The 25,640-nt window shown below is 60.2% G+C and carries 22 protein-coding genes; 12 read left to right on the top strand and 10 right to left on the bottom strand.

The annotated features are described in order from the left end of the window. Complete coding sequence (locus DIT71_RS03490; protein WP_199490957.1) at positions 1–1,005, top strand: 2Fe-2S iron-sulfur cluster-binding protein; 1,005 nt, start codon at positions 1–3, stop codon at positions 1,003–1,005. 43 nt (positions 1,006–1,048) lie between these two features. On the opposite strand, the gene DIT71_RS03485 is transcribed toward DIT71_RS03490, so the two are convergent. The 6 genes from DIT71_RS03485 to DIT71_RS03460 form a co-directional block, all read right to left on the bottom strand. Beyond that, entirely contained in the window at positions 1,049–2,287 is a 1,239-nt protein-coding gene (locus tag DIT71_RS03485) for a heme biosynthesis HemY N-terminal domain-containing protein (protein ID WP_114611830.1), read from the bottom strand. Continuing rightward, positions 2,284–3,420 carry a uroporphyrinogen-III C-methyltransferase gene (locus DIT71_RS03480; protein WP_114611829.1) on the bottom strand — a complete coding sequence of 379 codons (1,137 nt, stop codon included), beginning with the start codon at positions 3,418–3,420 and terminating at the stop codon, positions 2,284–2,286. Before DIT71_RS03480 ends, DIT71_RS03485 begins: the two co-directional genes overlap by 4 nt. 2 nt (positions 3,421–3,422) lie before the next feature. Next, positions 3,423–4,235 carry a uroporphyrinogen-III synthase gene (locus tag DIT71_RS03475; RefSeq protein WP_114611828.1) on the bottom strand — a complete coding sequence of 271 codons (813 nt, stop codon included), beginning with the start codon at positions 4,233–4,235 and terminating at the stop codon, positions 3,423–3,425. After that, positions 4,216–5,157 carry a hydroxymethylbilane synthase gene (gene hemC, locus DIT71_RS03470; RefSeq protein ID WP_114611827.1) on the bottom strand — a complete coding sequence of 314 codons (942 nt, stop codon included), beginning with the start codon at positions 5,155–5,157 and terminating at the stop codon, positions 4,216–4,218. The genes DIT71_RS03475 and hemC overlap by 20 nt, the downstream gene beginning before the upstream one ends. Before the next feature lie 98 nt (positions 5,158–5,255). Then, positions 5,256–6,011 (bottom strand): LytR/AlgR family response regulator transcription factor, encoded by a 756-nt coding sequence (locus tag DIT71_RS03465; RefSeq protein ID WP_114611826.1) that lies wholly within the window; start codon positions 6,009–6,011, stop codon positions 5,256–5,258. 6 nt (positions 6,012–6,017) lie between these two features. After that, a complete protein-coding gene (locus DIT71_RS03460) occupies positions 6,018–7,112 on the bottom strand; it encodes a sensor histidine kinase (protein WP_227537934.1) in 1,095 nt (364 codons plus the stop codon). A 148-nt stretch (positions 7,113–7,260) separates the two neighbouring features. Between DIT71_RS03460 and argH the strand changes: the two genes are divergently transcribed. The 8 genes from argH to DIT71_RS03420 all read left to right on the top strand — a co-directional run bounded on the left by argH (position 7,261) and on the right by DIT71_RS03420 (position 17,417). Next, positions 7,261–8,658 (top strand): argininosuccinate lyase, encoded by a 1,398-nt coding sequence (gene argH / locus DIT71_RS03455; protein WP_114611824.1) that lies wholly within the window; start codon positions 7,261–7,263, stop codon positions 8,656–8,658. Further along, positions 8,655–11,507, top strand: coding sequence for a class I adenylate cyclase (locus DIT71_RS03450; protein WP_114611823.1), 2,853 nt, complete (start codon positions 8,655–8,657; stop codon positions 11,505–11,507). The genes argH and DIT71_RS03450 overlap by 4 nt, the downstream gene beginning before the upstream one ends. A gap of 87 nt (positions 11,508–11,594) precedes the next feature. After that, positions 11,595–11,762, top strand: a complete 168-nt coding sequence (lptM, locus tag DIT71_RS03445; protein WP_114611822.1) for an LPS translocon maturation chaperone LptM — start codon at positions 11,595–11,597, stop codon at positions 11,760–11,762. Between the two features lie 34 nt (positions 11,763–11,796). Continuing rightward, on the top strand, positions 11,797–13,047 hold the full coding sequence (gene lysA, locus DIT71_RS03440; protein WP_114611821.1) for a diaminopimelate decarboxylase: 1,251 nt from the start codon (positions 11,797–11,799) through the stop codon (positions 13,045–13,047). A 14-nt stretch (positions 13,048–13,061) separates the two neighbouring features. Next, on the top strand, positions 13,062–14,027 hold the full coding sequence (gene dapF, locus DIT71_RS03435; protein WP_114612322.1) for a diaminopimelate epimerase: 966 nt from the start codon (positions 13,062–13,064) through the stop codon (positions 14,025–14,027). Positions 14,028–14,043: 16 nt separating this feature from the next. After that, positions 14,044–14,790, top strand: coding sequence for a DUF484 family protein (locus tag DIT71_RS03430; protein WP_114611820.1), 747 nt, complete (start codon positions 14,044–14,046; stop codon positions 14,788–14,790). A gap of 2 nt (positions 14,791–14,792) precedes the next feature. After that, a complete protein-coding gene (gene xerC, locus DIT71_RS03425) occupies positions 14,793–15,740 on the top strand; it encodes a tyrosine recombinase XerC (protein ID WP_114611819.1) in 948 nt (315 codons plus the stop codon). Continuing rightward, positions 15,741–17,417: a GGDEF domain-containing protein gene (locus DIT71_RS03420; RefSeq protein WP_227537933.1), complete on the top strand. Its 1,677-nt coding sequence runs from the start codon at positions 15,741–15,743 to the stop codon at positions 17,415–17,417. Between the two features lies 1 nt (position 17,418). Here DIT71_RS03420 and DIT71_RS03415 read toward each other — a convergent pair whose 3' ends face one another. After that, complete coding sequence (locus DIT71_RS03415) at positions 17,419–17,652, bottom strand: DUF2789 domain-containing protein (protein ID WP_114611818.1); 234 nt, start codon at positions 17,650–17,652, stop codon at positions 17,419–17,421. A 196-nt stretch (positions 17,653–17,848) separates the two neighbouring features. On the opposite strand from DIT71_RS03415, the gene DIT71_RS03410 reads away from it, so the two are divergent. Then, positions 17,849–20,593 carry an ATP-binding protein gene (locus DIT71_RS03410; protein WP_114612320.1) on the top strand — a complete coding sequence of 915 codons (2,745 nt, stop codon included), beginning with the start codon at positions 17,849–17,851 and terminating at the stop codon, positions 20,591–20,593. A 7-nt stretch (positions 20,594–20,600) separates the two neighbouring features. On the opposite strand, the gene DIT71_RS03405 is transcribed toward DIT71_RS03410, so the two are convergent. Continuing rightward, entirely contained in the window at positions 20,601–20,963 is a 363-nt protein-coding gene (locus tag DIT71_RS03405; RefSeq protein WP_199490944.1) for a hypothetical protein, read from the bottom strand. Between the two features lie 218 nt (positions 20,964–21,181). Here DIT71_RS03405 and DIT71_RS03400 point away from each other — a divergent pair, with 218 nt between their 5' ends. Further along, positions 21,182–21,790, top strand: a complete 609-nt coding sequence (locus DIT71_RS03400; RefSeq protein ID WP_114611817.1) for a hypothetical protein — start codon at positions 21,182–21,184, stop codon at positions 21,788–21,790. A 52-nt stretch (positions 21,791–21,842) separates the two neighbouring features. On the opposite strand, the gene cls is transcribed toward DIT71_RS03400, so the two are convergent. Continuing rightward, positions 21,843–23,279, bottom strand: coding sequence for a cardiolipin synthase (gene cls / locus DIT71_RS03395; RefSeq protein WP_227537931.1), 1,437 nt, complete (start codon positions 23,277–23,279; stop codon positions 21,843–21,845). Next, the gene (locus DIT71_RS03390) at positions 23,276–24,340 is read right to left on the bottom strand and encodes an AraC family transcriptional regulator (RefSeq protein WP_406565098.1); all 1,065 of its coding nucleotides are present in this window, start codon (positions 24,338–24,340) and stop codon (positions 23,276–23,278) included. The genes cls and DIT71_RS03390 overlap by 4 nt, the downstream gene beginning before the upstream one ends. A 448-nt stretch (positions 24,341–24,788) precedes the next feature. Between DIT71_RS03390 and DIT71_RS03380 the strand changes: the two genes are divergently transcribed. After that, positions 24,789–25,580 (top strand): alpha/beta fold hydrolase, encoded by a 792-nt coding sequence (locus tag DIT71_RS03380; protein WP_114611815.1) that lies wholly within the window; start codon positions 24,789–24,791, stop codon positions 25,578–25,580. The last annotated feature ends 60 nt before the right edge of the window (positions 25,581–25,640 follow it).

Here is a 25,640-nt window from a genome sequence, read left to right as displayed (position 1 = left end):
ATGGCCAGCGATGTGTTTCGTATTAGCCTGTCGCCGGCCACATTATCGTTTGACGCAGTGGCCGGCGATACGCTTCTGACGGCCGCCGCTCAGGCTGGCATTGCAGTTCCGGCCGCCTGTCGAAACGGTGTCTGTGAACTCTGTGAGGCCCGCCTGATCAGCGGCAAAGCCATGAACACCCGTAATCAACATACAATTCCGATCGCCGGGCGCCTGATGATGTGTCGCACCCTTGCGCTCAGCGACCTAGAACTGGAGATAGACGCCGTTATGGCAGCCGGAGACAACCAGCCCCGCAAGTTCCAGGCAAAGGTGGTGGACGTCCGTTCCATCAGCCACGATGTATACCGTGTGGAACTGCAACTGCCCCGTCGCCGGGAACTGTCGTTCCATGCCGGCCAGTACCTGTCAGTGGACTTGCCCGATACGGATCCCTGTTATTTCTCCATTGCCAGCAGCCCCTCGGCAGAGCTGATCGAATTACACATACAGGCCACCCCTGAGTGGGTCTCGGCTCAGAAAGTGATCGACGCGCTCACCTCCGGGGAGGACGTCACCATAGAGTTGCCGCACGGGCGAGCCTGTCTGGCGTCAATTCCGGAGAAACCCTTGCTGCTGGTGGCAGCGGGAACCGGGTTTGCGCAGGTCAAAAGCCTGGTGGATTATCTGCGGGAAACGTCTTACGACAAGCCGGTAAAGTTTTACTGGGGTGTTCGCCGTCACGAGGACATGTATCTGCGATCCCTGGCCCAGCGATGGCAGGAAGAGTGGCCGCCGTTTACGTTCCTCCCGGTGGTCGGGGATGACGAAGACAATGAGTGGAGTGGACACCATGATCAGCTGGTGCGCACGGTGCTGGCCGCGGGTATGGACTGGAACAACGTGGAAGTTCACGCCAGCGGCTCGCCAGCCATGGTCTATACACTGATGGATGCGCTGCTGGAAGCCGGGCTTCCGCAGACGGCGTTTTTCTCTGACGTGCTGGAGTACGCACCTCGGGACTGACGCCTGGGCTGTCTGACCCGGCCAGCAACCCGGTCCTGGCGGGTCAGGCCCTGGGCATCGGCAGGTCCGGCAACCCGCTGTCCTTGACCAGCCCCTGCATCAGCAACCTGATACTGTTTTCTCCCTCGCCCATGTGGGCATTCAGGCGGCTTAGCTCGGCCATGGTCTCCCGGCTGCGGCGCAGTTTCAGGCTGGTCTCGAAATACTCCCTTGCCTTGCCCCAGAGTTCATTGCGCAGGCTCAGACGGCCTAGGGCCAGCAACAGTTCTGCATTGTTCGGGCGGTCTTTCAGCCATTGTTCGGCAATCAGCAACTGCTCGTCCGGTTTCAGGCCTTTCACGCGACCATACAGATTGATCAGGTCGTCGCCCCAGTGATTGCGTAACACTTTCCTCAGCAGGGTTTCAGCCTGGGCCTCGTCGCCCAGTTGCGCCAGCAGGCGGGCATATTCGCGGATGGTGTGTTCGTCACGGCGCAGGAAGCTTGGCAGTTCATCCCATAGCCGGGTCAGTGGCTCCAGCGAGGCGGAGGTCTCACCTGATTGCCGCCGGCACTCCTCGGCGGCATTCTGCAGCAGGTTGTGCCAAACCAGACGCTCCAGATCATGCAGCTCTTCGCTCTCCATCAGGTTGCGCTTGCGGATCTCCGGCAGCAGCCGGGAGAGTTCGCGCCAGTCTTCCAGGCGAACATAGGTGTTCTTGAGCAGTTTCAGAACGAACGGATGATGAGGGGCCTGCTTGCGCAGCCTCAGCAGCGTGGCCAGAGCCTGCTCCAGTCGGTTGCCTGCCAGCTGCAACTGGGCCTGGGTAATGCCCACCGCCATGTCCGATCCGGGTGTGCTTTCAAAGGCCTTTCGCAGCAATTCATCGACAGCTTCGTGGTCGCCGGATTCAAACGATGCTTGGGCGGCAGCCAGGTAATTGATCAGCGGAGTGTCCGCGTGTTCCGCCGATGAAGTGAGAAGTTTACGGGCCCGGGGCCAGTTCCCCTCCGCCAGGGCCAGCAGGCCCTGGGTGGTACGGCGGCGGGCCCGGCGTTCTTTGCTGCGGGCCAGCCAGCCGGCGACCGCGCCGGTACCGTGGCGCAGGCGGCGGAACAGGTTGATTGCCAGCACAGTGACCACAACCAGCAGCACCATGAGTGCAAGGCCGATCCAGAAATTGGTTTCAACCAGGTAGTTGCCCAGACTGATACGGATATAGCCCAGGTCGTATTGCAGTCCCATGGCAAGACCGGTGCCCAGCAGCAGGGCGACCAGGATGATCAGCAGAACGCGGATCATGAGGCGTCTCCCTGTTCACTGTTGGCGCTGTTTTGCTGGCCGTTACCCTCGCTGTCGCCATTGTCCAGCCGTCCGGCCAGACGCGACTTGAGAAGTTCCAGCGAGCGGCTGATATCCGGGAGCTCCGGATCGACGTTCTTTTCTGACAGCTCATCCAGGGTCTTGGAGAGTGCGGTGATGCGGGTGTTGCTGCTGTCATACCAGTTGTCGATGGCATTGCTGGCCTTGGTGAGGGCGCGGGAGTACAGCTCCTGATGGCCCCGCAGCACCGCCAGTTCGGCCTCCTCCAGCATCAGCTGCAGATTGAGCCGGGCGTAGGCGCTCTGTTCGGGGGATAGCAGGGGTTTCACCGGCTCGTCCATTCTGCGGACCACAACAACCTGGGACAGGGTTTGCTTGACCTCGTGCCACGCTTCAGCGACGAGACCCGGTTCAGCATCGCCGTTGTCCTGGCTGCCGCTGTCGGAACCGGTGAAAAACCCGGGGGCGCGGTCATGGACAAGAGCGCTTTCGGTCAACTGGTGAATGCTGTCGATCGCCGCCTCCAGTTTCAGGTAAAGACCGGTGCGATCGACATCGGCCAGCCCCTTGAGAGCAAGAATTTCCTTGGCCAGCTGCTGGCGTACCGGGTAAACCCCGATATCGTCGGACTCGGCCAGCACTTCGTCAGCGGATTCCAGTGCTGCCAGGGCGCCACGAATGTCCTTTTCGATCATCAGGCGCTGGTTGGCGATCCGCAGCAGGTATTCGGCTTCCGCCAACAGCCAGTCGGTGCGGGTGCGGTTGCCGGCTTCCAGGAGTTCGCGGGCATTGTGATCAATCTGGCGTTGCTGGGTGGCAATGAGTTCACGTTGCTCCGACAGTTTGTCCTCCAGGGCCTGCAGCCGCTGGCTCTGTTCACTGCCGGTCTGGCCGTACATGCGGTCCAGTTGCTCGGTATCGCTTTCAAGGCTGGTAATGGATTGCTGCAGGGACTGGTAGTTGTTCCACTGTTGCCAGCTCCAGAATGCCAGGGCTATCGCCAGGGCAAGGGCCAGAAGCGTAACAATCCAGAGGGGCCACAGCCGTTGCCGTGCTTGCTGGTGTTTTTCAATCGGAGCAGGCAGTTGTGCGTTTGATTCGGTCACGGGCATCCTTACTTGTTGTTTCCGGAGCCTCCGTCCAGGCTGGCAAGTTGCTCGGCAACTGCAGCCACAATCGTGCTGTCGGCAAGGCTTCCTGGTATACACGTTCGCCGAAGGCCGGCCAGACGTGCTTGTTCGGCAATCCGCTCAACGGGGACAACCAGCAAAGTATCTTCAAGATTATGGCCGGTATTTTCACTTAGTGCGATGAGATTGTTCAATGTTTCTCCCGACAGTGTGACGATGGCCTCGGGAGCAAAGTCGTTCAACATTGCTCTCAGTGTGGCTTCATCATAGTCGGGGCAGTAGCGGCGATAAAGCGGCAGCGTGGTGACTCGCGCGCCCCGTTTCTCCAGGGTTTGCGGAATCAGTTCGCGGCCTTCCTGTCCCCGCACTACCAGAACCTTCTCATGATCCAGCGCAGCCAGCTCCGGCAACTGTAGCAAATCTTCGCTGGTATGGCCGGTTTCGGGTTGGCGCGCATTCAGCCCATGACTGGCGAGTACCGCAGCGGTGCCGGCCCCGACGCCGTACCAGTGAATACCGGCAGGAGTCTGCGGCCACCAGGTGTCCAGCCAATCCAGCAGCAGGCTGGCGGCATAGGGGCTGACGGCAATGACATGGGCGAACTCATCCAGGCCGAGGATCAGTGTGCGGGTCACGGGGTCTTCCGGAAGAGGTTCCCGATCAATCAGCGACAGTACCCGCGCGTCGGCGCCGGCATCACAAAAAACGGTGGCCAGGCGGTCGGCTTCGGGCTGTGGCCGACAGATCAGGATCCGCCGGCCCTCCAGGGGCAGCGGATCAGGTCGGAGTGTGGCCATAGATTTCAGCCAGCACCTTGTCTGCACCCAGGGCGAGCAGATCTTCCGCCAGCTCGCGGCCAAGGCGTTCACCTTCGCTGCGGGGCGCGCGGCCTTCCACCCGGAACACCTGAGTGCCGTCCACGGCGCCTACCAGGCCGCGGAGCCAGAGGGTGTCGTCGTCTTCCAGCAGGGCGTAGGCGGCGATCGGAACCTGGCAACCGCCCTGAAGGCGGCGATTCAGCGCCCGCTCTGCTTTGACGCGGTCAGAGCTGTCCCGGTGGTCCAGGGGCTCCAGCATGCTGATCAGCTCGGCATCGTCCAGCCGGCACTCGATGCCCAGTGCACCCTGACCCACGGCGGGCAGGGATACGCTGTCCGGCAGGCAGTAGCGGATACGGTCATGAAAGCCCAGGCGCTTGAGCCCGGAGCTGGCCAGCACGATGGCGTGGTAGTCGCCCGCATCCAGCTTTGCCAGACGGGTATTGACATTGCCACGTAGGGTGCGGATTTCCAGGTCCGGCCGATAGGCGCGGAGCTGGGCCTCCCGGCGCAGGCTGGCGGTTCCCACGACGGCACCCTGGGGCAGGGCATCGACGTTTTCAAAGTCGTTACTGACGAAGGCGTCGGTGGGGTCTTCGCGCTCACAGATGGCCACCAGGCCCAGTCCTTCAGGAAACTCCATAGGGACATCTTTCATGGAGTGCACGGCCAGATCCGCCTGGCCCGCCAGCATGGCTTCTTCCAGTTCCTTGACGAACAGGCCCTTGCCGCCAATCTTGGCCAGCGGGACGTCGAGGATCTTGTCGCCCTGGGTTTTAATCTTGACCAGCTCAACCTCCACGTTGTCGTGAAGGCGCTCCAGTTCGGACTTGATAAATTCCGCCTGCCATAGCGCCAGTGCGCTGCTGCGGGTTGCAATGCGAAGGGTTCGTTTTGACATGTTACTCGTTGCCGGATCTGAAAAATGGTACGCCAAGGGTACTCTTTGTGGGGGCAATTGTGGAGCCAAATGTCCCCTTCCCAGAGAGGCTGGCGGCGCTACCCGGGGCGGTGTTCATTCAGCCACTGCCGCACAGAGGCCGTATGCCTCCGGCTTACCGGCAACCGGCCGTGGTTGTCCGTCAGGTCGATGACATTCTGGCCGTCGGTGCCTCTCAGCATAGCCTGGATAAACCGCACTCCTACCAGGGTGTGGCGGTGAATCCTCAGCAGGTGCTGCGGATAGGTATTCTCCAGTTCTTTCAGCGTGTAATCCGTTACCGTCTCGCCACGGACGTGATGGATGGTGACGTATTTCTGGTCGGCCTCGCAGTACAGGATTCCGCGGATATCGATCAGCTCGGTGCCCCGGTGGGTGCGAACGGCGATCTGTTCGTCGGGCCCTGCCCCCTTTTCCGCCAGGGCCTGTAACTGTACCCGGTTTACCCGGCCTGCACGCTTGAGCCCATCTGCCAGCGCCTCCCGGCGGACCGGTTTGAGCAGATAGGCCACCGCATGCACCCCGAAAGCCTGTATGGCGTAATGGTCATAAGCCGTGCAGAAAATAATGGCCGGTGGCGCCTCCAGCGTGGCAATTCTTTCTGCTGCCTCCATGCCATCCATGCCTGGCATGCGGATGTCCAGCAACAGAATATCGGGTGCCTGCTGTGCGATTTTTGCCAGTACCTCCTCGCCATCGGCGGCCTCGCCACAGACCTCATAACCCGGCAGAGCTTCCACCAGCCTGCGAATGCGCTCCCGGGCCAGGGGTTCGTCATCGGCAATCAGTATGCTGCGCCTGTTTGCGTCGGCCATGGGTGTTTACGAACTCCTTGTTGCGAGGCTGACGTTGCCGCTGGCCTTTTGCCAGGGCAGGCGGAGAGTGACGGTATATATATCATTCTGGTGGCTGTGTTTCAGCACCGCGGGCTCGCCGAACAGGGCGTGCAGGCGCGACTGGATGTTGGCCAGAGCCATGCGGTTACCGTCATGACCGCCATGGTCCGGTGCCGGCCGCGGATTCTGTACCATCAGGTAAACGAAGGGCCCCTTGCGATAGGCCTCGATCTTGACGGTCCCGCCACTGGGGCGGGGCTGTATGCCATGGTAGATGGCGTTCTCCACCAGCGGCTGCAGTGTCAGGGGCGGAATGGCCTGCTGGTCGAGGCCGCCTTCGATTTGCCAGTCCAGCGCGAGCCGTTCTTCCAGGCGCAGCTTTTCGATGGCCAGGTAACGCCGGCACAGATCCAGTTCGTCAGCCAGTGGAATCAGCCGGTCACCGGTTCGCAGGCTGGCGCGGAAGAGTTCGGAAAGATCAAGCACGGCGTCCTCCGCACGCTCCGGATTCACCGCGATCAGGCTGGCAATGGTGTTCATGCTGTTGAACAGGAAGTGGGGGTGGATCCGAGCCTGCAGGGCCGTCAGCCTCGCCTGCATTTCCGATTCCCGTTGCTGTTGCCACTGGAACTGCAGGTAGAAGTAACGCAGTACCATCAGTGTAATCAGCAGCGCCAGTAACAGCTTCTTGGCCACCCCCTGCCATGCCTCAACACCGGGCCGGGGATGCAGCACACTGTCAGCGAACAGGCTGAAGGTCAGTACGTCCAGCAGGACGATGACAACAATGGCAGCGGTGGCGCCGGGAATGGTCAGGCCTGAAAGCCAGCGCCGCAACAGGCAGATCAGGGCGGCGCTGGTCAGTACTGTCCATTGCACGAACAGGGACAGCAGGCCGAAATAGTTCCAGTCAATCCAGTGGCTTTGGGCCTGAACGACGGAAAGCACCAGCACTATCAGCTCGCTGGTGACTACCAGCATGAAGACAGCCCGCACCCGGCACAGGTCCGGTACGTAGAAATCGGAGTCACTCATGGCGGATAGCTGCACCGGCCGTTCCCTGTTTTGTCGTGCTGTCATTGAACCTGTTCCCAAACTTCTCTTCCCGAATCCCGTTTTCCTGGCTCAGAGAAAGGCAACTGTGCGCACTGGAATGCTATAATCCCGCGACATTCAACTTACCCATTCCCGCAGAATGATGCCGGGCTGTCAGCAGGAAAGATAGACCATGACGGATCAGAGCAAGAGCGCCGAGAAACCCTGGGGCGGTCGTTTTACCGAACCCACCGATGCCTTCGTTGAACGTTTCACCGCGTCCGTAGGCTTTGACCAGCGCCTGTACCATCACGATATTACCGGTTCCATTGCCCACGCCACCATGCTCGCGGAGGTGGGTGTGCTGACCACTGAAGAGCGTGACACCATCATTGAAGGCCTCAAAGCCGTCAAGGCAGACATTGAAGCGGGCACGTTTGAATGGTCTGTCAGCCTGGAAGATGTGCACATGAACATCGAGGCGCGGCTGACCGACCGCATCGGAATCACTGGCAAGAAACTGCATACCGGTCGCAGCCGTAATGACCAGGTTGCGACGGATATCCGCCTGTACCTGCGTGATGAAATTGACGTGATTGCCGAAGAGCTCCGGCGTCTGCAGGCGGGTCTGCTGGATCTGGCTGAGCGCGAGGCGGAGACCATCATGCCGGGCTTCACCCATCTGCAAACGGCCCAGCCAGTCACCTTTGGCCATCACCTGCTGGCCTGGTACGAAATGCTGGTGCGGGATGCCGAGCGCCTGCAGGACTGCCGTAAACGGGTAAACGTGATGCCTCTGGGTGCGGCCGCACTGGCCGGGACTACCTATCCGATTGATCGCAACATTACGGCAAAGCTGCTGGGCTTCGACCGGCCCAGCGAGAATTCCCTGGACTCCGTCAGCGACCGGGATTTTGCTATCGAGTTCTGCAGCTTCGCTGCCCTGCTGATGACTCACCTGTCGCGGTTCAGCGAGGAGCTGGTGCTGTGGACCTCCGCCCAGTTCGATTTCATCGACCTGCCGGACCGGTTCTGTACCGGCTCATCCATCATGCCCCAGAAAAAAAACCCGGATGTACCGGAACTGGTGCGTGGCAAGACCGGCCGGGTGAACGGCCACCTGATCAGCCTGCTGACCCTGATGAAGAGCCAGCCGCTGGCCTATAACAAGGACAACCAGGAAGACAAGGAGCCCTTGTTTGACACCGTGGACACAGTCAAGGGTTGCCTCAAGGCGTACGCCGACATGATTCCGGCAATTGAAGCCAGGGCCGACAACATGCGGGTGGCAGCAAAGCGGGGCTTCTCGACTGCGACCGATCTGGCAGACTACCTGGTCAAGAAGGGCGTGGCTTTCCGAGACGCCCACGAGATTGTGGGCAAGGCAGTGGCTTTTGGTGTAGCCGAAGGCCGCGATCTGTCGGACATGACCACGATCGAGCTGAAGCGTTTCTCTGATGTTATCGGTGAGGATGTGTTCGATGTGCTGACGCTTGAAGGTTCCGTGCAGGCACGGGATCATCTTGGTGGCACGGCGCCGGCTCAGGTGCGTGCCGCCGTGGCGCGAGCAAGGAAAGCGCACGCGCTGTGACGTTCTCCTCCGCTCCCATTGCCCTCGACTTCGACGAGGGCATAGACCGGAAAACGCTACGCCGCCTGCGGGACCGGTTCATGGCGGTAAACCAGCAGCGGTGGGAGCGCGCCCGGTCAGCGCTGACCTATCGCCAGCAGGCGGTGCTGGAAGTGTTGCCGCTGGTGTTCCATCTCAACCACCCATCACTTCCGGGCTACCTCGACAGTGACTGCCCCTACGGGCTGAGTCATTACCGGCCCACGGAATCTACCCTGAATGCGGCCACGCGACTGGCCCGAAGCTTCTCACTCAAGGACGAGGGCCGGCGGATGCCAGACCTGGAAGCTCTTTTCCTGATGGGCAGCCCGGGCACCCTGGGCCACTCTGTGGCAAGCGACCTGGATGTCTGGTTATGCCACCGCCCGGATCTGACGGAGCGAGGGGTGCACTGCCTCGAGCGCAAGGCGGACAACCTTGCTGCCTGGGCATCGACCCTGGGGGTGGAGCTGCATGTGTTTGTTTTTTCAGCCGCCGACTGGCGTGACGGACGCCAGCGCGCGGAAGTGACGGGCGAGAACTGCGGCAGTGCCCAGCACTTTCTTCTTCTGGACGAATTTTATCGCACCAGCATACATCTGGGCGGTTGCTATCCGCTGTGGTGGCTGGTTCCTGTGGAAGACGAGGAGCGTTATCAGGAGCGCGCCCGTCAGCTGATCGAGTGCCGTTTCATCCGTGGCGATGAGTACATTGATTTCGGGCCGGCGCAGTCGATACCACAGGAAGAGTTCCTCGGTGCTGGCGTCTGGCAGTTGTACAAGGGCATTGATGCGCCCTGGAAGTCCATCCTCAAATTGCTGCTGATCGAGTGCTATGCCCGCGCTGGCAGTCAGCCGTTGTTGTCCCGGGTATTCAAGGCCAAGGTCTACGCCGGAGAAACCGATCCTGACCGCCTTGATCCCTACGTTCTGCTTTATGAACGCCTGGAACAGTGGCTGCAGGCGGAGGAGGCCCCCGAGCGGTTGGCGCTGGTACGCCAGAGCCTCTACCTGAAAGCCGGCCTGCCGCTGACCCGATCTGCCCAGCTGGTCTCCAACTGGCGAACCAACCTGTTGCAGGCGCTGGTTGCCGACTGGGGCTGGTCGGCCGCGGAACTTGAAAACCTGGATAACCGGATTCGCTGGCGTGCCGAGGATGTGGTCACCTTGCGCAGGGCGGTGGTGGCAGAGCTGACTCACAGCTACCGCCTGCTATCGCGACTGGCACGGGACCATGGCACCCGTGCTGCCATCAGCAGCAATGACATGAACCTTCTGGGGCGTAAACTTTACGCGGCTTTCCAGCGCAAGGCGGGCAAGGTTGAACAGATCAACCCCGGGCTGGCGCCTTCCCTGGCGGAAGAGAACCTGGCGTTTCATCACCAGTCGGAGCAGGGCGGAACCTCAGGCCAGGAGGGCTGGCTTCTGTACCGCGATCTTGAGGACCCATCAGATGCATTCTGGCAGCCGGTGATTCGCCGCTCCGGAAACCTGACCGAGTTGATGGTCTGGTGCTACTGCAACGCCCTGCTGAGCCGCTCGACCCGTCTCAATGTGCGGGCTGGCACCAGCACGGCATCGGTAGCGGAATTGCGGGAAATACTGGATGCCCTGGGTGCGTTCCTGCCTTCCCCCGTGGAGCCGGCCAACCGCGAGGAGCTGTCGCGGGGAGTGTATCCGTTACGTAATCTGCTGTTGGTGAATGTGGGGCTGGACCCGCAGGCCCGTCTGACCGAGCGGGGGCTACACAGGCTCAGTGCCCGTCATGATTCCCTGGGGTTCAGCGGTGGCCGGGAAAACCTGGTCAATACCATTGACCAGGTTACTTTCAACAGCTGGCACGAGGTCAGCCTGCAGCACTATGCCGCCGGTGACACCCTTATCCAGTGCCTTAAAAATGTGCTGGCATCAGTGGCGGGGGCGCCTCAGCGGGTGCCGGAGATCATGGTTCACAGTCACCATAAGGGGCACGGTGGCGCCATAGCCCGCCGGGTCGGGGAGCTTTTTGCGGACGTTACCCGCCACTTCTTTGCCGGTGGTAAGGGGCCACACCCTCTGCGTTATGTCATTGAGATGGACCGGCGATTCTTTGTGCTGCGTTTCAATGGGGCTGAGCCCGGGTTTGTTGCCCTGAACAGCACCGAGGGCTTGATGGAATACCTGGCCAAGCCCCAGGAGTCCTATGTTCCGGTGGTGTTTGATCGCCATGCGATGTTGGACGACCTGCCGTTGCGAACAGTCTGCCATGCCAGTGAATCCGGCAATATCCAGGTGTTCTATCGGGTAAGCGGTGACAGGGCCCGGGTATGGGTGGTGGATGAGCTGGGTTCGGTATTTTCCTGGCAGCAGGGTTACGTCAATCGCCACTATCTGTTGGTGCCGCTACTGCGATTCCTGGAGAACCTGACCGAGCGGCGGCAATTAAGGCAGCTCGATACCGTGGCGGAGATCGGCGGTACCCAGTGCTATGAAATGGCGCTCCGGGACGGCCAGTGGCATGCCGAGCGGCGCCCCGATGCCGACAGCACTATGCCGCTGCCAGGGCTTGAGGTGCAGGCCATTGGCATCCAGGAAGGGGATTCGCGGGTCCGTTTCGATATTTTCTGTGGTGATCAGGAATTCACGGTACAGGAATATGGCAACCAGCTGATTCCGGCGGTCGCCCACTATATCCGGTCCCTGCGTCACAGCCGGGAACGCTATCCGGTGTATCTGACCGATATTCACCTGCCTCATGACCTAGATCCCCAGGTCTATCAGCAGGATATTCAGACCATTCAATACCTCTATTACCGTTCAGAACTGGAAAATGCCCTGAACCAGCACCTTTAACGACCCGAATCAGTACCTGTGGCATCTCGCCGGGCATGGCCCCACTCAGGTATACTCCGCACATACAGAAATCAGGGGCAGTTACCCATGAAACCAGGACAGACAGTCATGTTCCTGCTGGTGATGGCCGGGTTTATTGCTGGCTGTGGTCAGAAAGGCCCATTGTATCGGGAAGCACCCTCCGACAATGACACGGCTGCTGAACAGGCCAGCGCCAGCGACCAGGGCCGGGATGATGACGCCGGTGACCGCTAGGTCAGGCCGCCCCGCCAACAGACTCAGGATACCCATGGATCACTTTAACTACCGAAACGGCGAGCTATACGCCGAAGACGTACCGGTGGCATCGATTGCAGAGCGGTTCGGCACGCCCGCTTATGTGTATTCCCGGGCCACTCTGGAGCGTCATTATCATGCCTATGATGATGCCCTGGCCGGCCGCCCCCATCTGGTCTGCTATGCAGTCAAGGCCAATAGCAACGTTGCCGTGCTGAACGTGCTGGCACGCCTTGGTGCCGGTTTTGACATTGTCTCCGCCGGCGAGCTTGAACGGGTGATCCGTGCTGGCGGCGATCCCGCAAAAACCGTTTTCTCCGGGGTCGGTAAACAGCGCTGGGAAATGCGCCGGGCGCTGGAAGCCGGTGTTCGCTGTTTTAACGTGGAATCCGACACCGAGCTGGACCGGCTCAACGAGGTGGCCGGAGAACTTGGTGTCAAGGCACCGGTTTCACTGCGCGTGAACCCGGATGTGGATGCGGGTACCCATCCGTACATCTCCACCGGGCTGAAAGAGAACAAGTTCGGCATCGACATTGCCGAAGCCCCGGCAGTCTATGAGCGTGCCGCTGCCATGCCCAACCTTGCGGTTAAAGGTGTCGATTGCCATATCGGCTCCCAGCTGACGTCGGTAACGCCCTTCCTGGATGCCCTGGATCGGGTGCTGGTGCTGATTGATACCCTGGCGCAAAAGAATATTGTCATTCACCACCTGGACATGGGTGGCGGCCTGGGCGTGACCTATGACCGGGAGCAGCCACCGCAACCGTCGGACTATGTGACGGCGCTGGCGGAACGTCTGGGCGACCGGAGGCTGGAACTGATCATGGAGCCGGGTCGATCGATTGCGGCTAATGCCGGTATCCTGTTGACAAGGGTGGAGTTTCTGAAGTGCACGGAACATCGCAATTTCGCCATTATTGATGCAGCGATGAATGACCTGATCCGTCCGGCCCTTTACAGCGCCTGGCAGTCGATCATACCGGTAACGCCACGCACGGATGGTGAGGAAAAAGCCTGGGACCTGGTCGGCCCGGTGTGTGAAACGGGTGATTTTCTGGGCAAGGATCGCAAAATGCGACTTCAGGCCGGGGATTTGCTGGCGGTCCGCTCCGCTGGCGCCTATGGTTTTGTCATGAGCTCCAACTACAACACCCGCAATCGCCCGCCGGAGCTGATGGTTGATGGCAGTCAGGTGCACGTGGTGCGCCGCCGGGAAACCCTGGAAGAGCAGCTCGGCCCCGAAAGCTGTTTGCCGGAATGAGTGAGGATGATGGTATGAATCAGCCTCGCCGCGGGCAGGGTCCCATGCTGAATTTCACCAAGATGCATGGTCTGGGGAACGATTTCATGGTGGTGGATGCCATCAGCCAGCCGTTTCGCCTGCGCCCGGAGATGATTCGAGAGCTTGCCGACAGGCACTTTGGTATTGGCTTCGATCAGCTGCTGGTGGTAGAGCCTCCGGGGCTACCGGACGTGGATTTCCGTTACCGGATCTTCAACAGCGACGGCTCGGAAGTGGAACAGTGCGGTAATGGCGCCCGCTGTTTTGCCCGTTTTGTCCGGGACCAGCGCCTGACCAACAAGAAGGTCATCCGGGTGCAGACCGCCAAGGGCGTGATCGAGCTCAGGGTTGGCCGCGCCGGGATGGTGACGGTAGACATGGGTGTGCCCGAGCTTAATCCCCCGGCCATTCCTTTTGCCGCCGATCAGCGCAAGGACATCTACACGGTAGAGGTGGGTGGCGAAACCGTAGAGCTCAGCGCGATATCCCTTGGCAATCCTCACGGGGTGCTGGTCGTGGAAAATGTGGACACCGCACCGGTAGGTGAGCTTGGTCCCCGTCTGGAGAATCACCCGCGGTTCCCGGCCCGGGCGAATATCGGGTTTTTGCAGATTGTTGATCGCACTCACGCGCGCCTGAGAGTGTTCGAGCGGGGCTCCGGCGAGACCATGGCCTGCGGCAGCGGCGCCTGTGCAGCCGTTGTCGCGGGCTGTCTGCGCGGATTGCTGGACAGCCGCGTGGATGTAGAACTCACGGGTGGGCACCTGGTCATCGAATGGCAGGGTGAAGGGTCCCCTGTTATGATGGAAGGCCCTACAGCCAGTGTCTTTGAAGGTCAGCTACGCCTGCCGGGAGACCCGTCCCCGCGGCGTCGCAGAGGTGCGCGGCAGGGTGATACCAGGCCGGGACAACAGCGGCAGCAGAATCGCCAACGCCAAACAGTTACATCAAAGCCCTGACTATCAGGAGAGCAGCATGACCGACCAAACGGCCCATCAGAAGGCCGGAGAGCTCACCCCGGACGCCGTTGCAGACTATCTGCGTGACAATCCCGACTTCTTTGTTGAACAGGATGAACTCCTGCGCAGCCTGACGCTGCCCCACGACAGCGGCCGTGCGATATCGCTGGTGGAACGTCAGGTACACCTGTTTCGTGAACAGCGGGACACGCTTCGCCGTGAGCTGGTTGAGCTGGTCTCCATTGCCCGTCATAACGACCGTCTGTTCGAGAAAAGCAAGCGGCTGTTGATGCAGGTAATTGAAGCTCGCAACCTGAATGACATGGCGGCGGCTATCGACGACAGCATTCGTGGCGACTTCGGGCTGGATGCGGCGTCGATCATTCTGTTCACCGATTCCGAGTTGCCGACGGCGGCCCAGGGCGCCCTGCATGTGGTCGCCCCGGAGGTAGCCAAGGCGCGCCTTGGCGGCCTGCTGGAAGGTGATCGCGCGGTGTGTGGCCAGTTTCGTGAAAGCGAGCGCAGTTTCCTGTTCCCTGACCGGGAAGAGCCCATTGCGTCGGTGGCTCTGGTGCCGTTACGGCATGATGAACTGGTTGGCGTTTTTGCGGTTGGCAGCTGTGAAATCGGGTATTTCGACCAGAGTATGGGTTCACTGTTCCTGACGTACATCAGCGATACCCTCAGCCGGCTGTTGCCCCCCATCCTGCAGCGACATGCGGCAGCGGTGCCGGTGACCGACGTGGTGGCGGAGTCACGCTGAGCATGACGCGGGCCGCTGCTGAAACAGGCCTGGCTGGCGCGCTCGCGGAGCCACTGGATGGATTTCTGCGCTACCTGGCCTCGGAAAAGCGTCACTCGCCCCGTACCTGCAGCAGTTACCGCGACGATCTCAAGCGTTTCCTGCTCTGGGTTGAACAGCAGCCAGCGCCTGACTGGCGGGCTGTCACCGGCCACGATCTGCGGCGCTATGTGGCTCTGCAGAGCCGGGAAGGACTCGGTGGGCGCAGTATTGCCCGGCATCTGTCTGCGATACGGCGCTTCTACGAGTACCTGTTGCGCGAACACCTTGCCACTGACAACCCGGCCCTGGATATCCGCGCGCCCAGGGCTGGCAGGCGGCTGCCGAGGGTGGCGGATGTTGACCAGCTTAACCATCTGCTTGATGCCACGCCGGACGATCCACTGGAAATACGCGACCTGAGCATGTTTGAACTGATGTATTCGTCGGGCCTGCGGTTGTCGGAACTGGCCGGCCTGGATCTGCATTCGGTTGACCAGCGTGGCGGAGAGGTTCGGGTACTTGGCAAGGGTAGCAAGGAGCGGATCCTGCCGGTCGGGCGCAGGGCCCTTGAGGCGCTTGCCCGTTGGCTTGAGGTTCGCAGCGCCATCGCGCCCGAGGCGGAGCGGGCTCTCTACGTGAGCCGCCGCGGAGACAGGCTCAGCACCCGCAGTATCCAGTCGCGGCTCAGCCGGTGGGGGCTGGCCAAAGGTGCCGATCAACGCTTGCATCCCCACCTTTTGCGGCACTCTTTTGCCAGTCACATGCTGGAATCCAGCGGTGACTTGCGGGCAGTGCAGGAATTGCTGGGCCATGCGGACATAGCGACGACCCAGATCTATACCCATCTCGATTTCCAGCACCTGGCAAAGGTTTACGACCAGAGTCATCCCCGTGCCCGTCGTGGCCAGAAGAACATCAGGGAGCGCTGAATGTCACCGGACTCATCCTGGAAGGACAAGTATCTGAAGGCGCTGGAGTCGTCGGAGGATCTTGAGTCCCGCTGGAATAGTCAGAGGAATCTGCTCCAGCGCATGCTGGTCCGCACAAGCCTGGCTTCGGAGGGGCAGGACCCGGAACTGGACGGTTTGCTCTCCCAGCTTCGCGGCGAGTTGCGCAAGGGATCGCCGGATTCCGCAACCTGGCAGAAACTGCAGGATCGGATTGATCGCCGGGTGTCGGCTCTTGATGAACAGAAAGCCGAATCTGGTCGCCGGCTCAAGGCAACCCTTGAGCAACTGCTCTCCGCCCTGCGCTCCCATTCCCTGTTAGCCGGCGGTAAGGATCGCCTCCGGGATCTGGAAAAGCGGCTTCGCGAACCGGAAACGCTGCAATCGCATTTTACCGACTGGCTTGCCGATTTCGCGGGAGTGCTGGAGGACGCATTTGCCCAGACCGGCGGTCAGGGTGCCAGGCCCGGCGTGTTCAACAGGCTGTTCGGTTCCCGGGAACCTCGGCCCCCTGCCGCCGAAATGGCGGCCGCTGGTGAAGCCGTCCAGGAAGACCCGCTACCGGACGAAGGGAGTGTTGAAGAAACCAGTCAGCGCCTGAGCATTGCCCGGCGGGTTGGCGAGCTGCTGGGGCACATGCTGGGACAGGTGGCTCTGGAGCCGGCGTCCGAGGCCAGAGCCAGGCGGCTGCAGGAGTCGCTCCTGAACAGTGATGACTGGGACGAATTGCGTGATGGTCTGAATGGTGTCGCGGAACTGGTGATTGCGGCCGTTACCCGGAGTCAGCGCGAGTTTGAGGCATTCCTCCGGCGCCTGGATGAGCGGCTGGAGTCATTGCGCCAGTGCTTTTCCGAGCAGGCTGCAGCCCAGGCCGGTCGCCGCAATGCTTCTGAGGCGCTGGATCGTGAAATCCGGGATGAGCTGCAAACCTTCGGAGAACAGGTCAAGTCCAGTGCCGATTTTGATCAGCTCAAGGCCTCGGTAGGACAGCACCTGGAGTCAATCAGCGGCGCTGTGGAGCGTTTTCGCACCCAGGAGTCCGAGCGTGAAAGGAATCTGTCGCAACAATTGCAGCTGATGCATGAAAAACTGGCGGCGGTTGAGGCGCATTCGGAGCTTGTGGGGGAAGAACTTGCAGCGGAGCGCCAGAAGGCACTGAGGGACGTTCTTACCCAGTTGCCCAATCGGGAAGCCTGGCAGGAACGCCTTGCGTTCGAATACCAGCGCTGGCAGCGCTACCGTCATCCGCTGACGGTTGGTGTGCTCGATATTGATTTGTTCAAGCGGGTCAACGACTCTTATGGTCACAAAGCCGGAGACCGGGTGTTGCAACTGGTGGCCAAGGCCCTGAGTGAGCGCCTCAGAACAACCGATTTTATTGCCCGTTTCGGTGGGGAAGAATTCGTTATTCTGCTGCCGGAGACGCCGCCGGAGGTCGCCAAGTCAGTGCTCGACGGCATGCGGGAGCATATTGCCTCCCTGCCGTTCCATTTCCGGGGTGAGCCCGTATCCGTGACATTCTCTGCAGGGCTCGCGGAATTTGTGAGTGGCGACGACGAGGACGAGGTTTTTGATCGCGCAGACAAGGCCCTCTACCTGGCCAAGGATTCGGGGCGCGACAGGGTGATCATCAGCGGGTCCGAGCCCGCTGACGGCTGAATCAGTGCCGCATCAATGCGTCCAGTTCGTCGATGATTTCTGCCCAGTCGGAGTCATCTTCCAGACCTTCCTCCAGGAAGTGGGACTGGCTCTCGGACCAGAAGGGTGCATCCTGAAGGGCGATCTCTGAGGGAAGGGGTGAGTGTTTCGCAATGAAGTCCTCGATGCTCTGTTTGTCAGAAGGCATGCCGAGCTGCTCAAACAGGGCGCTGAAGGTGTGCTTGCTGGTGTCCATGGTGATGGTTCTCCCCGGGGTGATTCCCGTTTTGTCGAAAATGCAGGTCTGCTTACAATAATGCGGGTAACCCGCTGAATGCAATCAGAAGAATTTACGGGTATGGTTCCATGAACTGTAGCCAAACCGGTGAGGATATCCAGTGAGGGTTGCCTTTTGTTGTCTGCTGCTGGCCAGCTGCCTTGTGGTTTCCGGCATGTCCGCGGCAGAGCCTCCCCAGCCATCGCCATCGCCGGTTCTTGGCAGCGAGGATCTGCAGTGGCTACAAAGCCGAGACGCCTTCCGCATAGGTCTCCGCGGCGGACAGGTTCCCCTGGCATTCGATACCGGGGAAGGAGAACTCGCCGGCATATTCGTGGACTATCTGGATCGCCTATCAGACAAACTGGACGTGCCGGTTGACGTGGTTTCAGCCAGCCCGGAGGAGCTGGATGAGAGGCTCAGGGAGGGCGGGCTGGATGCCAGGCTGACCACGCGCCTGGTGCGGCAGCCGGCGCCGCCGGATGTTGCCCTGTCGTCGCCATTGATGAGCCTGACTTACGGCATTTTCGTCAATTCCGGTGACGCAGGCATTCGCAAGCTGTCGGACCTTGAGGGCGCTCGAATTGCCCTGGTTACCAACGATCCCAGCCAGCTCTCCCTGCTCGATTCCGTCGATAACTTCGTTCCGGTACCCGTGGCAAGCGTCAGTGAGGCGGTCAGCATGCTTCTGTCCGGCCAGGCCGATGCCTTCCTGGGACCGGTGCCGGTGGTTTCCGATTACCTCCAGTCCGCCATGGTAAACGGCGTGGGTATGGCGATGCTGCTGAACAATCACTCAGTGGATGTGGTGCTTGAAATCAAAGCGGGGGAAGACCGGACCTACAGGGTTCTCAACCAGGCGGTACTGGCAATCAGCCATAATGAGCATCGGGCCATACGACAATCCTGGCTGCAGACGGAGTTGCCAGAACAGGACCCTTCCGCGATTTCCCTGACCGCCGGTGAAAGTGAGTATCTCAAGCGCAATTCCGATCTGGAAGTGGCCTTCCGGCCGGACTGGCCGCCGTTTGAGTTTGCCCAGGACGGCCAGCCCACGGGGCTGGTGCCGGATCTGGTCAGCCGCCTGGAGGAACAGCTCAACATCCGCTTCAGCCGCAAGGTCATGTCTGACAGTGCCGACGCCGAAGCTGTATTACGCAGCGGTGAAGTGGATATCCTGCCGGCACTGTCGCGGACTCCCAGGTCACAGGACGAATTCCTGTTCAGCAGGTCTTACCTGACGGTTCCTATCGCCCTGGCGATTCGCGACGATGGCCGCTTTATCGGTGAGTTGCGGGAGCTGAGAGATGAACGGGTAGGTGTGGTGAGCCGGCAGGCCGGACACGATTACCTGTTGATCAGCCACCCCGACCTTGACCTTTACCCGGTGGCGTCGATTGAAGAGGGCTTGCTGGCATTGTCCAACGGGGATCTGGACGTGATGGTGACTCACATACCCGGGGTGAGTTACACCGTGGCCCGTTTGGGGCTGTCCAACCTCAGAATTACCAGCATTACGCCCTATCAGTATGAATTGAGGTTTGCCGTCAACACCGATCAGCCAGAGCTTCAGCGCATCCTGAACAAGGCCCTGGGCAGCCTCGATGTTTCTGAAACCGAGTCGATCTACAACCGCTGGATTCATCTGGATATCGAGCAGGAGGCAGACTATACGGTTGTCCGTCGCATTGTGCTCATTGCCATTATGGTGGTGCTGATTTTCCTGTACTGGAACCGCAAGCTGTCGAGGGAGGTGGATGAACGGATCCGGTCGGAGAACGCTCTGCGCAGAAGCGAGGACGAACTGCGGGCAGCAAAGCTGGAGGCCGAACGCCTGGCCCGTGAAGCCGAAGCGGCGAGTCTCACGAAAAGCGAGTTCCTGGCCAATATGTCGCACGAAATCCGCACTCCGATGAACGCGGTTATCGGCTACAGTGATCTGCTCAGCAACACCGTGAAGGACCCGCAGCAGCGGAATTACCTGGACGCCATCCGTGCGGGAAGTCGCAGCCTGTTGATGCTGATCAACGATATCCTCGACCTGTCCCGTATCGAGGCAGGCAAGATGCGACTGGATTATTCGGCGGTTTCCGTGCGTCGCCTGCTGAGTGACGTAAGGCACATCTTTGATCTGCGGGCGACCGAGCAGGGCATTTCCCTGGAGGTCAGTGTTGATTCCAAAATGCCGGCGGCCATGATGCTGGATGAAACACGATTGCGCCAGGTGCTGTTCAATCTTGTGGGCAACGCCATCAAGTTTACCCACGACGGTGGTGTGACCGTTCGCGCCACTGCCACGCCGAGAAAATCCTCCCGCGGAGAGTCCGCAGATGACGGCGAGGGTGACAGGCGCAGATGGTATCGGCTGGTGGTAACGGTTGCGGATACCGGGATTGGCATACCCCCGGAGCAACAGGAGCAGATCTTTGACGCCTTCGAACAGCAGGAAGGGCAGAATAGCCGGCGTTACGGCGGCACCGGCCTGGGTCTTGCCATCAGCCGCAAGCTGGTAAGAATGATGGGAGGTGAGCTGAAGGTTGAAAGTGAGCCTGGCGCAGGGTCCACCTTTACCGTCAGCCTGCCGCGGGTGGAAGTAACAGAGGAGCAGGCTGAAGACGAGGGAGCGCCGGAGGAATCGGAGCGTCTGCTGGCCCAGACCCTAAGCATGCAGGAGCGTGGCTGGTTGCGGGAGCAACTGGCCCGGGACTTTGGCAACGAATGGGAAATCGTGCGGGAAAGTGGCGATCCGGAGCAGATGAGAGACTTTGCAATGCGCCTGCTGGAGTGGAGCAAGCGGTTCCGGTCGGCTTCGGTCACCCGCTACGGCGAGAAGTTGCTCGCAGACGTCGAGGCGTTCAATCTGGACTCGGTAAACAGTGCGCTGGATGCGTTTCCACGCCTGCTTGGCCGGGATCAGTAGGCGGGTTTCAGAGGCAGTCGAACTGGGACTGCCGGTCAAAGGCAACGGCGACCATGTCATAGCCGGAATCGGACAGGGACTGAATCAGTTCCCTGTCTTTCAGGAGAGCCATGCAGACCTTGTGGACGCTGGCCTGTAACTGGTCCCGGACCGGGTCGGACCTGAAGCGGAAGTCTACCACCAGGTACTTGCGTTCAATAGGGGACGTGGCAGGGATATCTTCCCGCTCAACGCTTTCGTAGCCGATGTAGGTGGCTTGCTGATCCGGAAAGATCCCGCTCAAAAGAAGGTCCAGGTTGCCTGCGGTCACGGGCTGTGAGGCTATTGCCAGTAACAGGGCAAAGGCACCGGTGATGCTTCTGATGGGCATGGAGTCACTCCTGTGATGGGCGTCCGCAGTGGTTCGTAATGATATGTAACATCTGGTTACGGATCATTATCGCAGACTCCTGGCTGTTTTGCGTGGTTGATGCACATATTTTTCAATTGTTTGCAGTTGCCATCGAAGCCGGCCCATAGTCCCGAGTTTCCGGAGCCTGGCAGGATCAACTATGATGATAAAAATCAGCGACAGGTAGAGGCAGGATCATGTTCCAGCTCGTTTTCAAGGGTGAGTGCACGCCGGGGACAGACCCGGCCGCCGCCCGCAATAACGCAAAAAATCTGTTCAAGGCCTCGCCAGAACAGGTCGGCCGCATGTTCAGTGGTCAGCCGGTGGTTATCCGCAACAAGCTGGAGGAGGTGCAGGCGGAAAAATACCGGGCAGTGTTGCAAAAGCACGGCATGGTGGCCTATGTGCAGCCCATGGAGGGCGCGAAACCGTCGACTGCCCGCCAGGCGCCAACCGGCGAGTCACGAGCGCAGACGCAACCCGCGCCAGAATCAGGCCTTGGGGAACGGGAGGCGGCATCCGCCAAGCCGGCTTCGTCCGTTGCCGTAGAGCCGGGGGATCGCTTGCCTGTCGCTGGCGACAAAGTGGACACGATACTGTCCGGATCCGGACTGACGCTGGATCCGGTCGGGGTAACCCTTGAGCAACACAGGGAGGCTCCGGCTCCCATGTTCCAGCATCTCGACGACTGGACACTGGCGCCAGCGGGCAGCGAACTGGGCGTCAAGCGAGACCTGCCGCCCCCAATGGTCCCGGACGTCTCTCACCTGTCGCTGGCAGATGAAGACCGCAGGGAGGAGCAATAAAATCCAGAGGGATGCGGCGGTGGCTTTCATTCTTCTGCCTGGCCGCCGCATTTCAGAGCAGAGGGGCGGCCAACCGGATCGTTCTGCAAGCCAGGCGAAAAATAATTGAGCGTTCCCGGTAATCGCGCTCCGTCATCAGGCGGCAGCTGGCAAGATCCTCCTCCAGCATGTGTTCTACACCCTCAACAAAGTCACCGGCGGTGCTGATGGCGGTGATTTCGAAGTTCAGGCGCATCGAACGGTTATCCAGGTTGGCGGTTCCCACGGCAGCGTAGCGATGATCCACCAGCACCATCTTCTGATGCATGAAGCCAGGCTGGTACCGGTAGATGCCGATGCCGGCGCGGCTGGCCTGCACCAGGTACGAATAGGCTGCAAGCCTGATCAGCTGGCTGTCGGATTTTTCCGGAATGATAACGCGTACATCCACACCCCGAAGGGATGCCAGTTGCAGGGCGTTCATGATCTGGAAGTCGGGCACGAAATAGGGCGAGGCAATCCAGATCCGCTCCTGGGCGTTATTGATACAGTTCAGGAAAAACAGCGTGCAGGTCTCGTAGGTATCTGCCGGGCCGGTTGGCAGGATCAGCACTTCCTGGTCGCCACGTGCCGGCGTGGCGGGCGCCCAGTTCAGGCTGGGAAATTCGCCGCTGGCCCAGTTCCAGTCTTCCAGCCAGGCCAGTTGCAGGCCGGTTACCGCCGGCCCGGTAATGCGGCAGTGGCTGTCGCGCCAGGGTTCCTCGTCCATGGCGGTGCCCAGGTACTCATCACCCAGGTTAATGCCCCCGACAAAGCCCACTTCGCCATCGCAGACCAGCAGTTTGCGGTGGTTGCGGAAGTTGACCTGCATCCGCATGCGGCGGAGGTTGCCGTCTCCGAATGACGCAATGTTGGCACCGGCCGCGGCCAGTTCCCTGAGGTATTTCCGGGGTAACCAGACGCTGCCAATGTCGTCGTACAGAAACCATACTTCCACGCCCTCGGCGAGTTTGCGTTTCAGTATCGCCTTGATGCGCTGGCCGATTTTGTCGGAGCGAACGATATAGAACTCCAGGAGGATGTAGTCTCGGGCATTCTCCATGGCGTCAAACAGAGCGTCGAAGGTGGCCTCGCCGTCCTTGAGGAGGTCGCACTGGTTGCCTCTGGTGAATGGCTGCCGGCCCAGCTTGCAAAGAACCTGAAGCTCGTCATGGAAATGCTTATGGTCTCGCTGGGTAATCGAGGCGGTCTGTTGCTCGAAACGGTTGAGCAGTTCGGTGAGCGCCGCATCGCCGGTTGGTCGCGGTTTCAGATAGCCTCCGAACCGGTTGCGACCGAACAGCAGGAACATGGGAACTGCGATGTAGGGCAGGCCGATCAGGGCCAGCACCCAGGCGAGCGCGCCCTGGGCGGTGCGGTAGGTCATCAATATCCGGTAGATGCAGGCTGCTGCTGTCAGATAGAGCAGCCCGATAGCAATGGCAAGCCAGGAGAGATCGGGCAGGGTCATTCTGGTGCTTCTCCGCTTTCATCGGATTGGTGGCGGGCCCGATACTGGGCCGGTGCCATGCCAGTCCAGCGTTTGAAAGCACGGCTGAAGGCGCTGAGCTCGGAAAAGCCCAGCAGGAAGGCAATTTCACCAAGTGCGTACTGCCCCGACGCGACGTAGCGAAGCGCCTTGTCCTGGCGAATCTCTTCCACCAGCTCCTGAAACCCCAGCCCCTCTTTTTTCAGGCGTCGATACAGGGTCTGACGGCTCATATGGCACTGCTTTGCGAGGGTGTCGGCGTCAATGCGATCCGTGGCCATCTGGCGGGATATCAGGCGCCGGATCCTGCGGCCGAAGGTGCGCCGGCCCTGAAGACGGACCAGCAGCGCGTTGACCTGTTTGAGTACGGCGGAATACACGTAGGGGTTGCGGTGGGGTATCGGATGACTCAGGTGCCGGCTGTTGAAGGCAAGGCGGGTGATGCCGGAGCCGAAATAGACGCGGCCACCCAGCAGGTGCTGGTACTCCTTACCGTAAGACGGCTCCGGATGGGCAATCTCGGCCCACTCGGCAACGATGGAGGAATCAATAAAGTGCCGGGTCCGGCACAGGGCACTCGCCAGTGTCCGGTCCATATCCTGGCGGCAATAATGCCCGGGTGAATCCGCCTGCCAGGTCAGGATGGCCTGGTCACCGGCCTGCTCAAAATTCAGTGTCACCGATTCATTGATCAGCCGCTGAAGGCGGACATATTGGGTCACCGCCTCGCCCAGGGTGTCGCAATTGAAAAACACATGGCCCACCAGTCCCATACGGTCAGGATCAATCACCTGGCCGGCATGAAGGCCGATAGCCGGGTCTCCTGTAACCCGCTCAGCATATTCCCAAAGGCGATAGTGGTTTTCAGCGGGGATTCGCAGGTCCGGGTCGCTCAGTGCAGTAAGGCGGAGTCCAGTGATTTTCTCCACCACCGGGAGATCCAGTACCCCTTGCCGGTCCAGATAGTGAATCAGTGCCAGGGTGCTGGATGCTGCAACCAGCGGCGATGTGATGGCTTCTGCCTGGGGAGCGTTCACGGTCACCTTTATCTGAGGGTTAACAGGAGTTCATCCTTGCTGATACAAAATGTCAAGTCTGTGGGACAGCCTGTCAATGGCCCGACACTGTATCAACGATATCATCAAGATATTGAGGATTCTTAGTCAAGCAAAGTGAAACCGGAGGTGTTTTCATGGATCTGGAAATTTTTGTACCCCATAACGAGCTCGAGCGGTCCAATATTGCCGCGTTGGCCGAGTATCTGAACGGCATGTACTACTGCTGATCGTTGAGTATTGCTGCCGCAGCAAGAGCAGCCTGCATGACCTGAGCCGGAGGGAACTCCGGCTTTTTTTCGTCTGCACGAACGATGTGCCCCGCCCGGTTGAGCCAGTTCCCCCTTGTGCCTGTGTCCGCCAATGGTAATGTAGTCGACGTGTTCAAATGCAGTTCTTTCGAAAACATGTATGGGTATCTTAAGAGGCGTTGTCCATGAGTGTTGAGCTTAACTACCGTATTACTGGCGATGGCCAGCCGCTGATCCTGCTTCATGGCCTGTTTGGCTCTCTCGATAATCTGGGTGGTATCAGCCGCCGGTTGCAGGATCACTGGCAGATACATGCTCTGGATCAGCGCAACCATGGCAGTTCCCCCCATACGGATACCATGGACTACCCGTCGATGGCGGAGGACGTGCTGGCTTACATGGATGCCCGCGGGCTGGACAAGGCTGCCATTCTTGGTCACTCCATGGGTGGCAAGACTGCAATGCAGTTGGCGCTGCAGGCGCCAGAGCGCGTTGATCGGATTATCGTGGCGGATATCGCGCCGGTGACCTATCACCCCCGCCATGATGTGGTCATGGAGGGGCTGGCTGCTATCGATACCGGTGTGATCCGCTCGCGCCAGGATGCCGACGAGGTTCTTGCTGACTATGTTGAAGAGCCGGGTGTCAGGCAATTCCTGCTGAAAAATCTGGTGCGGGTAACGGACGATGAACGTAACGATTACCCGGGCTCCTTCCGCTGGCGGCTGAACCTGCCGGTGATTGAGCGCTGTTATTCCCAGCTCGCCCGGGCGCCGGAGGGCGATGGGCCGTTTGAAGGACCGGTGCTGTTTATCAAGGGCGCTGATTCCGCTTACATCCAGGAGAAGCATCGCGACGATATTCGCCGGCTCTTTCCCCATGCGGACCTTCGCATCATCAATGGCACGGGGCATTGGTTGCACGCCGAGAAGCCCGACAGCTTTGCCGCCCTTTGCCGTCGATTTCTCTCCGAGTAGAAACTTTGGCGTTGCCCGGCCAATAGCGCCAGCGTGGTTGCCAGTTTAGCCACCGGCGAG

This window comes from Marinobacter vulgaris, from assembly GCF_003344045.1.
GTDB lineage: Bacteria > Pseudomonadota > Gammaproteobacteria > Pseudomonadales > Oleiphilaceae > Marinobacter > Marinobacter vulgaris.
This window is presented reverse-complemented; position numbering and strand designations above follow the sequence as displayed.